This is a genomic window from Arthrobacter sp. CAU 1506, from assembly GCF_005047635.1.
Classification (GTDB): domain Bacteria; phylum Actinomycetota; class Actinomycetes; order Actinomycetales; family Micrococcaceae; genus Crystallibacter.
This window is the reverse complement of record NZ_SUKC01000022.1, coordinates 44,041-58,644: the sequence shown is the minus strand read 5'-3', so window position 1 is coordinate 58,644 and position 14,604 is coordinate 44,041. Positions and strand designations below refer to the sequence as shown.

14 protein-coding genes and 2 pseudogenes are annotated in these 14,604 nt (G+C 67.6%); 3 read left to right on the top strand and 13 right to left on the bottom strand.

Annotated elements, in window-relative coordinates; genetic code table 11:
• The 8 genes and pseudogenes from E4J89_RS18130 to clpS form a co-directional block, all read right to left on the bottom strand.
• Positions 1-295: pseudogene (locus E4J89_RS18130) on the bottom strand (HNH endonuclease); the annotation flags it as partial.
• Between the two features lie 465 nt (positions 296-760).
• Positions 761-880 (bottom strand): annotated as a pseudogene (locus tag E4J89_RS19845) (ABC transporter ATP-binding protein); the annotation flags it as partial.
• A 334-nt stretch (positions 881-1,214) separates the two neighbouring features.
• On the bottom strand, positions 1,215-1,835 hold the full coding sequence (gene rdgB, locus E4J89_RS18120) for an RdgB/HAM1 family non-canonical purine NTP pyrophosphatase (protein WP_136787612.1): 621 nt from the start codon (positions 1,833-1,835) through the stop codon (positions 1,215-1,217).
• The gene (gene rph / locus E4J89_RS18115) at positions 1,828-2,616 is read right to left on the bottom strand and encodes a ribonuclease PH (RefSeq protein ID WP_136787611.1); all 789 of its coding nucleotides are present in this window, start codon (positions 2,614-2,616) and stop codon (positions 1,828-1,830) included. Before rph ends, rdgB begins: the two co-directional genes overlap by 8 nt.
• 36 nt (positions 2,617-2,652) lie before the next feature.
• Entirely contained in the window at positions 2,653-3,447 is a 795-nt protein-coding gene (locus E4J89_RS18110; protein WP_136787610.1) for an MBL fold metallo-hydrolase, read from the bottom strand.
• Positions 3,444-4,400, bottom strand: coding sequence for a glutamate racemase (gene murI / locus E4J89_RS18105; RefSeq protein WP_136787609.1), 957 nt, complete (start codon positions 4,398-4,400; stop codon positions 3,444-3,446). Before murI ends, E4J89_RS18110 begins: the two co-directional genes overlap by 4 nt.
• Positions 4,401-4,545: 145 nt before the next feature.
• Positions 4,546-5,121: a DUF2017 domain-containing protein gene (locus E4J89_RS18100; RefSeq protein WP_136787608.1), complete on the bottom strand. Its 576-nt coding sequence runs from the start codon at positions 5,119-5,121 to the stop codon at positions 4,546-4,548.
• The gene (clpS, locus tag E4J89_RS18095; RefSeq protein WP_136787617.1) at positions 5,122-5,442 is read right to left on the bottom strand and encodes an ATP-dependent Clp protease adapter ClpS; all 321 of its coding nucleotides are present in this window, start codon (positions 5,440-5,442) and stop codon (positions 5,122-5,124) included.
• A 99-nt stretch (positions 5,443-5,541) separates the two neighbouring features.
• On the opposite strand from clpS, the gene E4J89_RS18090 reads away from it, so the two are divergent.
• The 3 genes from E4J89_RS18090 to E4J89_RS18080 all read left to right on the top strand — a co-directional run bounded on the left by E4J89_RS18090 (position 5,542) and on the right by E4J89_RS18080 (position 8,049).
• Entirely contained in the window at positions 5,542-6,873 is a 1,332-nt protein-coding gene (locus E4J89_RS18090) for a nicotinate phosphoribosyltransferase (RefSeq protein ID WP_136787607.1), read from the top strand.
• Positions 6,870-7,487, top strand: a complete 618-nt coding sequence (locus E4J89_RS18085; protein WP_136787606.1) for an isochorismatase family protein — start codon at positions 6,870-6,872, stop codon at positions 7,485-7,487. Before E4J89_RS18090 ends, E4J89_RS18085 begins: the two co-directional genes overlap by 4 nt.
• A 292-nt stretch (positions 7,488-7,779) precedes the next feature.
• Complete coding sequence (locus E4J89_RS18080) at positions 7,780-8,049, top strand: GIY-YIG nuclease family protein (RefSeq protein WP_136787605.1); 270 nt, start codon at positions 7,780-7,782, stop codon at positions 8,047-8,049.
• A 358-nt stretch (positions 8,050-8,407) separates the two neighbouring features.
• Here the strand turns inward: E4J89_RS18080 and E4J89_RS18075 are convergent, their stop codons facing one another.
• The 5 genes from E4J89_RS18075 to E4J89_RS18055 form a co-directional block, all read right to left on the bottom strand.
• Positions 8,408-10,195 (bottom strand): DEAD/DEAH box helicase, encoded by a 1,788-nt coding sequence (locus tag E4J89_RS18075; RefSeq protein WP_136787604.1) that lies wholly within the window; start codon positions 10,193-10,195, stop codon positions 8,408-8,410.
• The gene (locus E4J89_RS18070) at positions 10,192-11,622 is read right to left on the bottom strand and encodes an MFS transporter (RefSeq protein WP_136787603.1); all 1,431 of its coding nucleotides are present in this window, start codon (positions 11,620-11,622) and stop codon (positions 10,192-10,194) included. The genes E4J89_RS18075 and E4J89_RS18070 overlap by 4 nt, the downstream gene beginning before the upstream one ends.
• Before the next feature lie 84 nt (positions 11,623-11,706).
• A complete protein-coding gene (locus tag E4J89_RS18065; protein WP_136787602.1) occupies positions 11,707-12,024 on the bottom strand; it encodes a DUF3039 domain-containing protein in 318 nt (105 codons plus the stop codon).
• A gap of 82 nt (positions 12,025-12,106) precedes the next feature.
• Complete coding sequence (locus tag E4J89_RS18060; RefSeq protein ID WP_136787601.1) at positions 12,107-13,678, bottom strand: transporter; 1,572 nt, start codon at positions 13,676-13,678, stop codon at positions 12,107-12,109.
• Entirely contained in the window at positions 13,660-14,568 is a 909-nt protein-coding gene (locus tag E4J89_RS18055) for an ABC transporter ATP-binding protein (protein ID WP_240691979.1), read from the bottom strand. The genes E4J89_RS18060 and E4J89_RS18055 overlap by 19 nt, the downstream gene beginning before the upstream one ends.
• Positions 14,569-14,604 lie beyond the last annotated feature (36 nt).

The window sequence follows — 14,604 nt, the reverse complement described above, 5'->3', positions numbered from 1 at the left end:
CGAGCGCTTTGAGCGTGTGCGGCATCTCGGTGACCAGGACCCTGGCCCGGCCCAGCAGCAAAGCGCCGCAGTTCGGGGACTCCCGGCGCGCCAACCCGACCTGCTTGGCGATCCCTTCACCCCATCGGGCAGCGGGCACGCCCTTGGCGGCCCGCTCGGCCAGCATCTGCTGCTCCAAGGCGACGATGAGCTGGGCCTGCTCCGCCGCGATCGCGTCCTTCGCGTTCTCCCGCGCGGTGATCTGATCCACCAACACCGCCGCCGACGCCCCCAGATCCACCGGCGGCAACCACACCCCGGACCCGTTGCCCGCGGGCAGCCCAACCGCCGGAACCCCGCCGCCAACAGCCGCGGCTTCCGCCGGAGGGACAACGCCGACCGGGGGTGACGCCGGCGAAGCTCCGCTGACTGATGGTGCGGCCGGAGGAATGGAGCCAGCGGGAACCGATCCGACCGGGGGTGCGGACGCAGGTGCCGCGCCAGCAGACACCGCACCAGCAGGCGCGCCACCGGACGAGACTGTGTCGGACGGTGCGGAGGCCTCCGCCGCGCCAGGCGGTTCAGGTACTGGCGGATCAAACATGACTGCGTCTCAATCTTCAGCATGCCCACTCGGGCACGGCATCGACTACGAACGGTCGCGAAACAAAGCCCGCAAACGCCACCAGGAACCCCCAACCTGGTGGCCAACGTTTGGTACTGAACTACTACTGAAAACAGCCTATAAGCCGGGTCTGACACTTTTGACTGGAATCGAACGGATGTCCTGGATCGGCGCATCGGCGATGATCCGGCCGCGGCTGATCACAATCAGTTGGTACGCCGTTAGCGCCACATCCCTCATCAAGTGGGAGGAGAGGAACACGGTGCGGCCCTCGGCACAACAGACGATGGGCCTGTTCGGACGCTTTTTGGCTAGGCGACGGCCGCGATTGGGGGTGGATTAGATGAAGCGCGGAGATTCCCAATACTTGCAGTCGACCAACCTGTTCGACCGGTCCATATTGCTCACGTGGGCGAGCGCTCTGAAACGGTGAGAGGAAGTCATGCCAACCGATAGTTTCGGCCCATCGTTGGATGACCCAGAAGCCCGGGGACCAGATAGAAAAGGATCATCTGGGCAGACCGAGCGGCACGGTCGCCGACGGCCTGAGAAGCGGAACGAATCGATGCAGGAAGCTCGCGTATTGCTTCGCCGTCGGATGCAGCTTGTCCTAGCTCAGCGCCTTCACCAGGTGCGGCAGCAGTGCGCGGAATGCTTGGCCGCGGTGGCTGATGGCGTTCTTTTCCTCCGGCTGCAGTTCCGCGCAGCTGCGGTCCATGCCGGCCGGCTGCAGGATCGGGTCGTACCCGAATCCTCCGGAGCCGCGGGGTTCGGTCAGGAGGACGCCGGCCAGTCGGCCTTCCTCGACGGCCTCCAGCCGCGGCGACACAATGCTTGCCGCACAGACGAATGCGGCACCGCGATGCTCGGGCGCTATGTCGGCCAGCTGGGCCAGCAGGAGCCGGAGGTTCGCCTCGTCGTCGCCGTGTTTCCCAGCCCAGCGTGCGGAAAAAATACCGGGTGCACCGCCGAGCACGTCCACGGCCAAGCCGGAGTCGTCAGCCACCGCAACCAGGCCGGTGGCTTCGGCCACGGCGTGCGCCTTCAGCAGGGAATTTTCGGCGAAGGTCAGGCCGGTTTCGGGGACGTCCGGCGCACCGGCCGCAGCGGCGTCGATCACCTGCGTGTCCACATCGAGCCCGGGAATCTGACCTCGCAGCAGTTCGCGCAGCTCGCGCAGCTTGCCTTGGTTATGAGTGGCCAGCACCAGCCGGGGTTCGCCGTTAGCCACGGATGACTTCTCCAAGCGTCTCCGACAGCGTCTCGCGCTGGATCTGGGAGAGCTGGGCCGTGCCTGCGAGCGCCAGGTCCAGCAGGGCGTCGAGCTCTGCGCGGTCGAACGGCGCGCCTTCGGCGGTGCCCTGGACTTCCACGAACTGGCCGGATCCGGTCACCACCACGTTCATGTCGGTTTCCGCGCGAACGTCTTCGACATACGGCAGGTCCAGCATGGGCACGCCGTCGATGATTCCGACGCTGACGGCGGCCACGGTGTCGGTCAGGGGCCGGGCCGAACGGGCAATGAGTTTCTGTTCCTTGGCCCAGTGCAGTGAATCGGCGAGAGCCACGAAGGCGCCGGTGATGGCCGCGGTGCGGGTGCCGCCGTCAGCCTGCAGCACATCGCAGTCCAGCACGATGGTGTTCTCCCCCAGTGCCTTGGTGTCGATCACCGAGCGCAGCGAGCGGCCGATCAGCCGGGAAATTTCGTGCGTGCGGCCGCCGATTTTCCCCTTGACGGATTCGCGGTCGGAACGGGTGTTGGTGGCCCGGGGAAGCATGGCATATTCGGCGGTGACCCAGCCGCGCCCCTCGCCCTTCAGCCAGCGGGGCACGCCCGCGGTCAACGACGCGGTGCACAGCACGCGGGTGTTGCCGAATTCAATCAGCGCGGAGCCTTCGGCTTGGTTGGACCAGCCGCGGGTGATGCTGATCGGGCGCAGCTGCTCCGGCGTCCGGCCGTCGGCTCGGGCGGTGACGGCGGGCAGGGCGGAGCTGGAATCAACATCAGTCATGGCACCAGCCTATCGGCTCGCACCGGCCGCCGCGGGTCAGATGACGTAGCTGACCCCGGCCACCGCCACGGCCAAATCGCCGTGGTAGGTTTCGCGGGCCTCGTTGACGGTCCGCACCGAATCGTTCCAGACCGGCAGGTGGGTCAGCAGCAGCCGGCGGACCTGCGCTTCGGTGGCGGTTGCGCCGGCGCGCTTCCCGGTGAGGTGCACGCCGTCGACCGCGTCGTCGCGGCCTTCGTGGAAGGCGGCCTCACAGAGGAACATGTCAGCGCCGGTGGCTGCTTCCACCAGTTCGGGACAGCTGTCGGTGTCACCGGAGTAGGTCAGTACGCGCGTCACCGGCCCGTCGGGGGTGGGTTCGGTCGCCTCAACCCGGATGGCGTACGCCTCATCCACCGGATGGCGCACCGGGTAGGGAGTGATGCTGAACGGACCCAGCTTGACCGGTTCCCGTTCCGACCAGTGGTGGAAGTCGAACTCCTCGGTCATGCCGGGATCGAGCTCGAGTCCGTAGGCGGTGGCCATCCGATCGGCGGTGGCCGCCGGCCCCCAGACCGGAATGCGGCCCTTGGTCCAGCCGTCGGGATTCCAGCGCACCGCCACATGGAGTCCGCACAGGTCCATGCAGTGGTCCGGGTGCAGGTGGCTCAGGAAGATCGCGTCGATATCCTCCAGCTCCATATACCGTTGCGCGGTCCCCAAGGCTCCGTTGCCCAGGTCCAGCAGGATGCGCCAGGTGCGTTCGCCGTCGTAGGCACTGACTAAATAGCACGACGCCGGTGACTGTGGGCCGGGAAACGAGCCGCTGCAGCCGATGATGGTCAGGTTCATGCCCGCTCCCCCTGATGGGGCTCCGATGCCGTGGCGGCAAACGGCGAGATCCTGGGTGCGGATGGGGCACCGGCGCGTGCAGCGGCAATCATTTCCGGAGTAATCCGCGCCATGCTGCCGGTGGGATATTGTGCGGCCACGTGGTCCACATGCTCCACGGCGATTACTTCCGGCCCCAGGAACCGGCGCGCCAGCACCTCGAAGGACTCGGCATCGCCGGTGGCCACAAAGTGGTGCTGGCCCGGTGTTCCTTCCGGTCGCAGCAGATCGTGCGAAACCAGTGCACGGTAGACGTCCTTGGCGGTCTCTTCCGCACTGGACACCAGCGTGACGCCGTCGCCCATGACGTAGGAGATGACGCCGGTCAGCAGCGGATAGTGGGTGCAGCCCAGCACCAGGGTGTCAACGTCTGCCCGCTTGAGCGGCTCCAGATACTCCTCGGCGGTGGACAGCAGCTCCTGCCCAGCGGTCACGCCGGCTTCCACGTACTCCACAAACCGGGGACAGGCCACGGAGGTCACGTCCAGATGTGGCGCGGCGGCGAAGGTGTCCTCGTAGGCGCGGGAACCGACCGTGGCCGACGTGCCGATCACGCCGATCCGGCCGCTGCGGGTGGAGGCGACAGCGCGGCGGACAGCCGGCTGGATTACCTCGATCACCGGAATGCCGTAGCGCGCGGTGTACCGCTCCCGGGCGTCCCGCAGCACCGCGGCGGAGGCTGAGTTGCAGGCAATGACCAGGAGCTTGACGCCGGCGTCGACCAGTTCATCCATCACGCCCAGCGCATTAGCGCGCACTTCGGCGATCGGCAGCGGACCGTAGGGGCCGTTGGCCGTGTCCCCCACGTACAGAATGGACTCATTCGGCAGCTGGTCGATGACCGACCGGGCAACAGTCAGCCCGCCCACCCCGGAATCGAAAATGCCGATCGGAGCTGCGGGTTGGATCAACATCTTCCGTGTCACTGCCTTTCCGGGCTCATATTCACTAGAGGATAAGACGCCGATGGCCGGTTGGGCGAACTTCTGGGCGGCTTCTGTAAGCCATCTCACAGCCCTGCCGGCGTCCAAACTGCCGCTGTCCGCGGCGCCGCGGAGCTCAGCCCTCGCGGCCGGAGTGGCGTTCCAACCCGTCCAGCAGAGCCTGCATGAGCGTTTCCTGAAGCCAGGTCATGAAGTTGTAGACCAGCGCCAGGTAGGTCTCCAGGTCCTCGGCCTGGGACCAGTCGTCGATCTCATGCAGCGCCTGCGCGTCCTCGTCGGTGCGGATGTCCAGCCGCTCGGCCAGCACCAGCCGCACGTCGTTGGTGGCGCGCGCGAAGAGCCGGGCCTGCTCGTCGGTCAGCTGCAACGGCGTGTGTTCCAGCAGCAGCGCGCTGGCGCGCAGCGCCCCGAGCTTGTCCTCGCGCAGTGAGCGTTCGGTGAGCCTGCGGAACTCCAGCGCCTCGCCGTCGTCGTGCTCCACTGCGTCAGGCAGTAGCCGCAGCAGCGCCGCGTCCTGGGGCTTGGCGGCGTCGAGGTCCAGGCCCACCATCGCCGCCAGCGGATCCTCGTCTTTCCGGTCTATCTCCAGCATGGAGATGACGTCCCCAAACAGCTTTCCGATCAGTTCGCGCTCGGCGGGCTCAAGGTGCCCGGTGATCCCCTTGCGGGTGCGCTTGAATGCCTTGGCCATCTACGCCTGGTCCGCCTTCTGGTAGGTGGCCCACAGGCCAAACGAGTGCATCGCCACCGTGTCCCGCTCGGCTTGCTCGCGGCTACCGGTGGCCACCACGGATTTGCCCAGCTGGTGCACTTCGAGCATCAGTTTGTGCGCCTTGCCCTCCGAGTAGCCGAAGTAGCTCTGAAAGACATAGCTGACGTAGCTCATCAGGTTGACTGGATCGTTCCACACGATGACGACCCACGGGACGTCTTTGGCCGTGAGTTCGGAGGATTCCGTGCGGCGGGAGGTCTCAATATCCGCGTCCAGCACAGTTGTGCAGGAGGGAAGCATGCTCACGGTCATGGCTTCCATTGTAGGCAGGCGCCGCTTCGGGGCCCGCCGGAAGCCCCGAAGTACTCAGACGGCGAACACAGGATTAGAGTCGTGGATGTGAACACTGCAGCCGGCTGGAAGCACCCCAGCACCTCCCTGTACACCGACCACTATGAGCTGACCATGCTGCAGGCCGCCCTGCATTCCGGCGCAGCCCACCGGCGCTCCGTCTTCGAGGCCTTCGCCCGGCGGCTGCCCGAGGGGCGGCGGTACGGAGTGGTGGCCGGCACCGGTCGCGTCCTGGAAGGGATTGAACACTTCACCTTCACCGAAGACCAGCTCGACTTCCTGGCCCGCACCGACGTGGTGGACGCGAAGACCATCGACTGGCTGGCCAACTTCCGTTTTTCCGGCGACATCTACGGCTATGCCGAGGGCGAGGCTTACTTCCCCTACTCGCCGATCCTGATTGTGGAGTCCAGTTTCGCCGAAGCATGCGTGCTGGAGACGTTCATCCTGTCCGTGCTGAACCATGACAGCGCCATCGCGTCGGCAGCGTCCCGGATGACGGGCGCGGCGGGCGGCCGGCCCTGCATCGAGATGGGGTCCAGGCGCACGCATGAGGAATCGGCCGTGGCTGCTGCCCGTGCCGCCGTGATCGGCGGCTTCTCCAGCACCTCCAACTTGGAAGCCGGGTACCGCTACGGCGTCAAGACGGTGGGCACGGCCGCCCATTCCTTCACCTTGCTGCATGACAGCGAGCAGAAGGCGTTCGAAGCGCAGCTGGCTTCGCTGGGCGTGGGGACCACCCTGCTGGCAGACACGTACGACGTCGAGACCGCCGTCCGTACGGCGGTGGACTTGGCTGGTCCCGAGTTGGGCGGAGTGCGGCTGGATTCCGGCGATCTGATCGCCCAGGCGCAATGGGTGCGCAAGTTGCTGGATGATCTGGGCAACCACCACACCCGCATCACCGTCACCTCCGATCTGGACGAATACGCCATCGCCGCGCTGGCCTCGGCGCCGGTGGACTCCTACGGCGTCGGCACCGCCCTGGTCACCGGGTCCGGCGCGCCCACCGCCAGCATGGTCTACAAGCTGGTCAGCCGCGAGGGCGCGGACGGCGAACAGGTTTCGGTGGCGAAGGCATCGAAGAACAAGATTTCCGTGGGCGGACGAAAGTATGCGCTGCGCCGGCTGAACCAGCGGGGCGCCGCCACGGCCGAGGTGATCGGCATTGGCCGCCAGCCTTTCGACGACGGCAACGACCGGCCGCTGTTGCAACAATTCATCGCCAACGGCAAGCTGGCGGACGGCTGGACCGGCGCCGAAGGCGTCCGCCGCGCCGCTGAACGCCACGCCGCTTCCATGGCCGAGCTGCCCGGCGCGGTACACCGGTTGCAGCGCGGCGAGGCCGCCATTCCCACCGAGTTCGAGGAGCAGTCATGACCCGGGCACTGATCATTGTCGACGTCCAGAACGACTTCTGCGAAGGAGGCACCTTGGCGGTCGACGGCGGCGCGAAGACCGCCGCGGACATCAGCGAGCACTTGGACACCCGGCCTGATGAATACGACGTCGTGGTGGCCACCCAGGACTGGCATGTGGATCCGGGCGGCCACTTCGCCGACGAACCGGACTTCGTGGACAGCTGGCCGCGGCACTGCGTGGCCGGCACGCGCGGGGCGGACTTGCACCCCGATCTGGACACCGACCGGATCGACGCCTACTTCCGCAAGGGCCAGTACGACGCCGGCTATTCCGGCTTCGACGGCCTGCTGGCACCGGCTGACGAAGTCGCCACCGGCGAGCGCGACGGCGACGAGGAAGAAGAAGACACCGAGATGCCCAGCCTGGACGACTGGCTGCAGGAACACGAGGTGGATGAAGTGGTGGTGGCCGGGCTGGCAACCGACTACTGCGTCCGCCAGACGGCGCTGGATGCCGCACAAGCCGGTTACGCCACGTCAGTGCACCTGGCGCTGTCGGCCGGCATCAACGCGGAACGCGTAGAAAGAACGCTGGCCGAATTCCGCGACAACGGCATCGACGTCATCAAGTAGCCGGAATCGCCCGGGCCTGCGCCGGAATCGCACGCGGCTTAGACACCTCGCTCGTTCCTCGCTCGGCGATGCGCCGCTTAGCGATTCCGGCCTCCGGCCCCGGTGATCGACCAAAGGCCCCCGCGCCCGGTGATCGCCCCTCCGGTGATCGACCAAGGCCGCTTGCGGCCGCGTGGAGATCCGCCTGCGTGGAGATCCGGCCGCGGGCAGATCCCGCTCGCCGGTGCCCTGTGGAAACAGCCTGCCGAGACCGCAACTTTTTGGCACACTGGTCCTCCGGACGGGAGGCGGCATGCCATACATGTACATCCTGCAGTGCGCGGACGGCAGCTTTTACGTTGGGAGTACGTGGGACCTGGAACGGCGGATCAGCGAGCACGGATCCGGTGAAGGCGCTGCCTATACCGCCCGCCGCAGGCCCGTGCGTCTTGTGTACTGCGAAGAATTCAGCCGGGTAGAAGACGCGTTTGTACGTGAGAAGCAGGTTCAGAACTGGAGCCGTGCCAAACGAATTGCCCTGATTGAGGGCAGAGTGGACGAGATCAAGAGCGATATGAAGTAGGCCGACGGCAGCTGACCGTCGGGTTGTCGGAGCAGCGACAGGCTTGGATCTCCACGCGGCCGCGAGCGGCCTTGGTCGATCACCGGGGATGCAATCGCTTTTGGTCGATCACCGGGGTACCGCGGTCGGAATTGCTAAGCGGCGCATCGCCGAGCGAGGAACGAGCGAGGTGTCTAAGCGCGTGCAATTCCGACCGCGGGCCTTTACGCGTCGGGATCTCCACGCGGCCGCGAGCGGCCTTGGTCGATCACCGGGCGGGCGGATCTCCACGCAGGGCGGATCTCCACGCAGGGCGGATCTCCACGCAGGGCGGATCTCCACGCGGCCGCGAGCGGCCTTGGTCGATCACCGAGGAGCGTTATTTGCGGCCGATGAACCAGTCTTGGAGTTTCTTCAGCCGCTTGTTCAGCTGCTCTTCGTTGGCCTGGGCCACGGCGGGACCGCCGCAGACGCGGCGCAGCTCGGAGTGGACCACGCCGTGCGGCATGCCGGAGCGGGCCGACCACGCTGAGACGTTTTTGGCCAGCTGGTTGCGCAACTCGGTCAGCTGTCGGTGGTCCACCACGGCGGGCGCAGGCTCAACCGCGGCCGCTCCTCCGGCCCGCTGCCGCTTACGGGTCTGCTGCTCCTGCTGGCGCTGCCGCAGCAGCACGCCCACCTGCTCGGCGTCCAGCAGGCCGGGGATGCCCAGGAAGTCCAGTTCGTCTTCACTGCCGATCTCGCCGCCGGTGCCGAACTCTGCGCCGTCGAACAGCACGCGGTCGAAGGAGGCCTGGGAGTCCAGCGCCTCGAACTTCTGCTTGGTCAGCTCGTCAGAGGCCTTGTCTTCCCGGTTGGCCTGCTCCATCAGCGCTTCTTCCGGAATGAAGCCTTCGTCGTTGTCCTTGTCCGGACGGTCCAGCGCGTGGTCGCGTTCCAGTTCCATCTGGTTGGCCAGTTCCATCAGGTTGGGTACCGACGGCAGGAAGACCGACGCCGTTTCGCCGCGCTTCCGGGCCCGCACAAAACGGCCCACGGCCTGCGCGAAGAACAGCGGCGTGGCCGTGGAGGTGGCGTAGACACCCACCGAAAGCCGCGGGACGTCCACGCCTTCGGAGACCATCCGCACGGCGACCATCCAGCGGCTGTCGCCGGCGGAGAACGACTCGATCTTCTCGGAGGCACCGGCGTCGTCGGAGAGGATGATCGTGGCGGATTCGCCGGTGATTTTCTTCAGCTGGCCGGCGTAGGCACGGGCGTCGTCGTGGTCGGTGGCGATCACCAGCCCGCCGGCGTCGGGGACGGCCCGGCGGACCTCGGTGAGCCGCTTGTCGGCGGCGGCGAGCACAGCGGGAATCCACTGGCCTTGCGGGTTCAACGCCGTCCGCCACGCCTGCGCCGTGATGTCCTTGGTCACCGCGGCTTCGCCGAGCGATGCTGCGTACTCGTCCCCCGAGCTGGTCCGCCACCGCATTTCGCCGGAGTAGGCCATGAACATCACCGGGCGCACCACGTGGTCGCGCAGCGCGCTGCCGTAGCCGTAGGTGTAATCGGCCCGCGAGCGGCGGATGCCGTCCTTGTCTTCGGCGTACTCCACGAAGGGAATGGCCGCGGTGTCGGAACGGAACGGGGTGCCGGTCAGCGCCAGCCGCCGGACGGCCGGTTCGAAGGCCTCGCGGATGCCGTCGCCCCAGCTGAGCGCGTCGCCGCCGTGGTGGATTTCGTCCAGGATCACCAGTGTTTTCGCGGCTTCGGTCTTGGCCCGGTGCAGCAGCGGTTTCATCGCCACCTGCGCATAGGTGACGGCGACGCCGATGAAGTCGCGGCCGTGCGAACCGTCGGAGTTCTTGAAGTTCGGGTCGATGGAGAGGCCTACCCGGGCGGCGGCATCCGCCCACTGCCGCTTGAGGTGGTCGGTCGGGGCCACGATGGTGATCCGGTTGACGAGGCCGCGATCCACCAGTTCGGTGGCCACGCGCAGCGCGAAGGTTGTCTTGCCGGCGCCGGGCGTAGCCACGGCGAGGAAGTCCTGCGGCGCCATCTCGAAGTACTTTTGCAGGGCCTCGGCCTGCCACTGGCGTAGCTTGGGCGCCGTTCCCCATGCGGCCCGCTCCGGGTATGCCGGCGGCAGCACCGGTCCCGCGCCAAATAGTGTGTCATTGCTCATTCGGTGGCCTCCTCCCGTTGTTCCTGTCTGTCTTGCGTCTGGTCCGCGCTGCGCCACCCGGTGGCGATTCCGCCGGCAGCCACCGCAGCCAGCACCAGCCACATCACCACGTAGACGCCGATCGCGCCGGGGTTGTCCGGATCGCGCAGCAGCGAAAACAGCGCTCCCGCGCCCGCGGTTCCCACGACGCCGCCCAGCTGGTCGGCCAGCTGCAGTGACGCCGAGTTGCGTCCGCGCTCTTCGGGAGCGGACATCTTCAGCACCAGCACCGAGGTGGTGGACAACGCCACTCCCATGGAGAACCCGGCCAGCGCCCAGACCAAAATAAGCGTCCACAGCGGCACGGACGGCGCCGAGACCAGCGCCATCAGCCCCATGCAGACGGTCAGGATACCGGCGCCGCCCACCAGCATCAGGTGCCGTGCGGTCTGCACGCGTGCCTGCAGCCAGGAGCCGATGCTCCAGCCCACCGCGCCAGCCGTCAGGGCCAGGCCCGCGGTGGCGGGCGAGATCCCGTGCGCCGCCACCAGCATCAGCGGAATGAAAGCCTCGGCGCCGAAGAACGCCAGGTTGATCAGTCCCCGGGTGGCGATCACGCTGGGCAGTCCACGGCGCAGCCGCATGGTCCCGGCCGGCATGAGCTTGGGCAGCGCCACCAGCGCCAGCACCACTCCCCCAGCGGCCAGCGCATACAACAGGACCAACTGCCAGGCGGTCCCGCCGGCGACCGCTTCAAACAGTGCCCACTGGGCCAGGAACACGCCGCCGGCCAGCATCAGGCCGCGCACCGCCTGCAGGCGTCCGGCGCGCCGGTCTGTCGTCGGGTTTTCCGGTGCGCCCACGCTGCGTGTCCGCGGCCAGATCACCAGCACGGCCAGCAGGAAGATTGGCGCCACGCCGTAGAACACCAGTCGCCAGGAAATGTACTCCGCCACCACGCCGGCGGCCAGCGGCCCCACCAGCGAGGGAACCACCCAGGCTGCTGCCAGCCAGCCGAAAACCACCGGCTGCATCCGCTGCGGATAGACCTGCCCGATGATCACATAGACAGCCACGATGGCGAAGCCGCCGCCCAGCCCGGCCACGGCCCGGCCGGCGGTGAAAATCCAGAACTCCCCGGCCACCCCGGACAGCACCAGTCCGGCCACCATCAGCACCAGCCCTGCACCAAGCGCCGGGCGCGGCCCCTTGGCGTCGCACCATACACCGGCCACCACACTGGCCAGCAGCGAGGCCGTCAGGAACATGGAGAAGGCCAGCCCGTAGGCAGACTTTCCTTCCAGGTCGGCCGCCACCACGGGCATCGCCGTCGCCACCGCCACTGCCTCGAAGGCCGCCAGCGTAATCACTGCCAGCAGACCCAGCGTCAGCGGCCGGTAGGCAGCCGACATGGCGCCGGGCGCGCGGACGGCAGTGGATTCGGTCATCAAGGAACCAGGGCTAGCTTTCTTTGCAGGCAGGGGGCAGCGTAAGCGGACGCCGGACGCGCCCGCTTCAGGTGGGTAGGAGCGCTACTTCTTCTTGCCGGAATCGTCGCCGCCGGGGCGCAGGCCATCATAAATGGCCTTGCAGTCGGGGCAGACGGGGAACTTGTTCGGGTCGCGACCAGGCACCCAGACCTTACCGCACAGGGCGATCACCGGTTCGCCGGACAGTGCCGACTCCATGATCTTTTCCTTGCGGACATAGTGCGCAAAGCGTTCGCGGTCGCCTGGCTCAAGCTCTTCGCGGAGTTCTTCACGCTCGATCGTCGCGGTGGAGCCGCCCGGGGTCTGCGGCGCGCGGGGGTCGTTTTCGAAAGGATCCGGGGGAAGACTCATGCCAACCATCTTAACCCCTGAAAAAGGAAGGACGACGGCGGAGGCAGCCTCCGCCGTCGTCCTCGCCTGCCACCGCAGCTGAGTTGGCCGACTATTTGTTTTTAGCCACAGCCTGGAGGAGTTCCGGCGTGCGGCTGTCATACCAGCGGCCGCCCAGCACAATGCCAACCACCAGCAGCACAGCGCCGAGCACGACGCCGACCACCAGGGCCAGCCAGCCCCACAGCGGCTCGCCGGTGAACACGCCGATCAGCGCCAACACGATCTCGGGCAGCGCGAGCAGACCCAGCACGCCGAGGCCACCGAGCTGAACCAGCATCATCCGGGCGGTCGACCCGGGCGGGGTCTTGAACGGGCTTTCCCCCGGCAGCGGCACGTTGTAGGTGTAACGGGCCGAAACCACACTGGACAGGCCCAATCCGGTCAACAGGATTCCGAGCGCGACGCCGGAGACGGGGGCCAGCAAGTGCCATTCCCCGATGAAGACGAACGGCAGCACGGTGAGCAGCACGGTGGCCGGCAGCGCGATCACCGCACAGGCCACGACACGCCCGATCCGGTCGGCCCGGCCGCTCACGCCGGTGGTGACGTGCAGCGCGAAGGCCGTGTTGTCGTACGCGATGTCGGCGGAAATAGCGAAGGAGAGCAGGAAGGCGATCATCGGGCCCAGCCAGAGCATGAAGGTGAAGTCGCCGGCCTGCGAGAGGCCGAAGAAGACGGCCACCGGAATCAGCGGAATGGACACCAGCGATGCGCCGTAACGCGGATCCTTGAACCAGTAGATCAGTGCCCGTGCCGCCACCGCACCCGCCGGGGTGCCGGGCATCCGGGAGAACCAGCCCAGCTTGCCGCCGGCCTTCCGGGACACCGCGTTGTACGGCGGAGTCACCAGGGCGCGGGCCAGGCTCAGCTTCCACAGCCAGGCCATCACCGCGAGGAAGGCCACCGCGATGAGCAGCCGGGCCGCGGCGGCACCCCAGTTGCCCAGCGCCAGGTCGCCCGGGACGGCCCAGACAGCACCCAGCGGCGACCAGGCCAGGCCCTCGGTCAGCGATGGCAGGAAGTCCTGCGAGCTGCGGAACCCTTCGGTGATGCCGAGCGTGATCGGGCCCAGCAGCACCAGCGGAATGATGCCGATGACCCCGCTGAGGTCCTTGAACCGGCGCGAACTGGCCAACGTAGTGGAGGCCGAGGTGGTCACGCGGGAGAGCACCACGCAGGTCAGCGTGGCGATTCCCGCGCACAGCACCGCGGCCACGAGCGCCACGGGATGCTGCCACCAGGCGGCCGCATGCCCCAGCGCTGCCACCAGCGTGACCACGCCCGGGATGCCCACCAGGCCTCCGATGGCGAGTCCCAGCAGCAGCTGCCGCATGGGCACGGCAAAGGTGACGAAGCGGGCCGGGTCCAGTGTCATGTCCACGCCGGTGGCCATCATCGGGATCAGCGCCCAACCCAGGAACGCGGCGGATCCGCCCAGCACCACCACCATGCGAGCCATCTCCGGCTCGGTGTAGCTGAGGAAGAACAGTCCGGCGATCAGCAGTGCCAACACGCCGACAGCGTAGAGGCCGCCGAGGATCACGCCGACCAGCTGCCACGGGCTGCGTTTGAAGCCGTTGCGCAGCAGCGTCAGCTTCAGCCTTACGAGGTGCGCAACCACTCGAGCCCCTCCGCCTGGGTCCGGCCGCCGACCAGCTGGACAAACCGCTCTTCCAGGCTGGCACCGTCACGGACCTCGTCCACGGTGCCGGCGGCCAGCACGTTGCCGCCGGCGATCACCGCCACGTGGTCGCACATGCGCTGGACCAAGTCCATGACGTGGCTGGAAACGATCACCGTTCCGCCGGAGGCCACGTAGTCGTGGAGGATGTCGCGGATGTTCGCGGCGGAGACCGGGTCCACGGCCTCAAACGGTTCGTCCAGCACCAGCAGTTTCGGCGCATGGATCAGCGCCGTGGCCAGGGCAATCTTCTTGGTCATGCCGGCGGAGTAGTCCACCACCAGGGTTCCCGCGTCGTTGGTCAGGTCCATTGCCCGCAGCAGGTCCGGCACGCGCGCGGCCACCGTCTCCCGGTCCATGCCGCGCAGCAATCCAGCATAGGTGACCAGCTGCTCGCCGGTCAGCCGGTCGAACAGCCGCACACCGTCGGGCAGCACGCCCATCAGCCGCTTGGCTTTCAGCGGCTCGGCCCAGACGTCCACCCCGTGCACCCAGACCTGGCCGTAGTCGGGCCGGAGCAGTCCGGTGGCCATGGAGAGCGAGGTGGTCTTGCCGGCGCCGTTGGGGCCGACCAGCCCGTAGAAGGACCCGGCTGGCACGTCCAGGTTGACGCCGTTGACGGCGATCTTCTCACCGAAGCGCTTGGCCAGGCCGCGCACGGCCAGCGCCGGCACGGGAGCTTGGGCGCCGTAGGCCGGAGCGGCCGGCTGCTGCGCGGGGGCCGGGACGCCGTCTGCAGGGCCCGGGGCCGGGGCACCGACGGCCGGAGGCTGGCCGGGGTTCTGGTTGTCCGGCTGCTGGACCGGAGGCTGTGATGGGTGCGAAGTCATACCGCCACGCTAACAACGCGGCGTCCGCGCGGGCAT

Coding starts and splice junctions, on each gene's coding strand:
- rph (WP_136787611.1), bottom strand. CDS start 2,616: ATGACTGATGTTGATTCCAGCTCCGCCCTGCCCGCCGTCACCGCCCGA.
- E4J89_RS18110 (WP_136787610.1), bottom strand. CDS start 3,447: ATGAACCTGACCATCATCGGCTGCAGCGGCTCGTTTCCCGGCCCACAG.
- murI (WP_136787609.1), bottom strand. CDS start 4,400: ATGTTGATCCAACCCGCAGCTCCGATCGGCATTTTCGATTCCGGGGTG.
- E4J89_RS18100 (WP_136787608.1), bottom strand. CDS start 5,121: ATGGCCAAGGCATTCAAGCGCACCCGCAAGGGGATCACCGGGCACCTT.
- clpS (WP_136787617.1), bottom strand. CDS start 5,442: ATGCTTCCCTCCTGCACAACTGTGCTGGACGCGGATATTGAGACCTCC.
- E4J89_RS18085 (WP_136787606.1), top strand. CDS start 6,870: ATGACCCGGGCACTGATCATTGTCGACGTCCAGAACGACTTCTGCGAA.
- E4J89_RS18080 (WP_136787605.1), top strand. CDS start 7,780: ATGCCATACATGTACATCCTGCAGTGCGCGGACGGCAGCTTTTACGTT.
- E4J89_RS18075 (WP_136787604.1), bottom strand. CDS start 10,195: ATGAGCAATGACACACTATTTGGCGCGGGACCGGTGCTGCCGCCGGCA.
- E4J89_RS18070 (WP_136787603.1), bottom strand. CDS start 11,622: ATGACCGAATCCACTGCCGTCCGCGCGCCCGGCGCCATGTCGGCTGCC.
- E4J89_RS18065 (WP_136787602.1), bottom strand. CDS start 12,024: ATGGTTGGCATGAGTCTTCCCCCGGATCCTTTCGAAAACGACCCCCGC.
- E4J89_RS18055 (WP_240691979.1), bottom strand. CDS start 14,568: ATGACTTCGCACCCATCACAGCCTCCGGTCCAGCAGCCGGACAACCAG.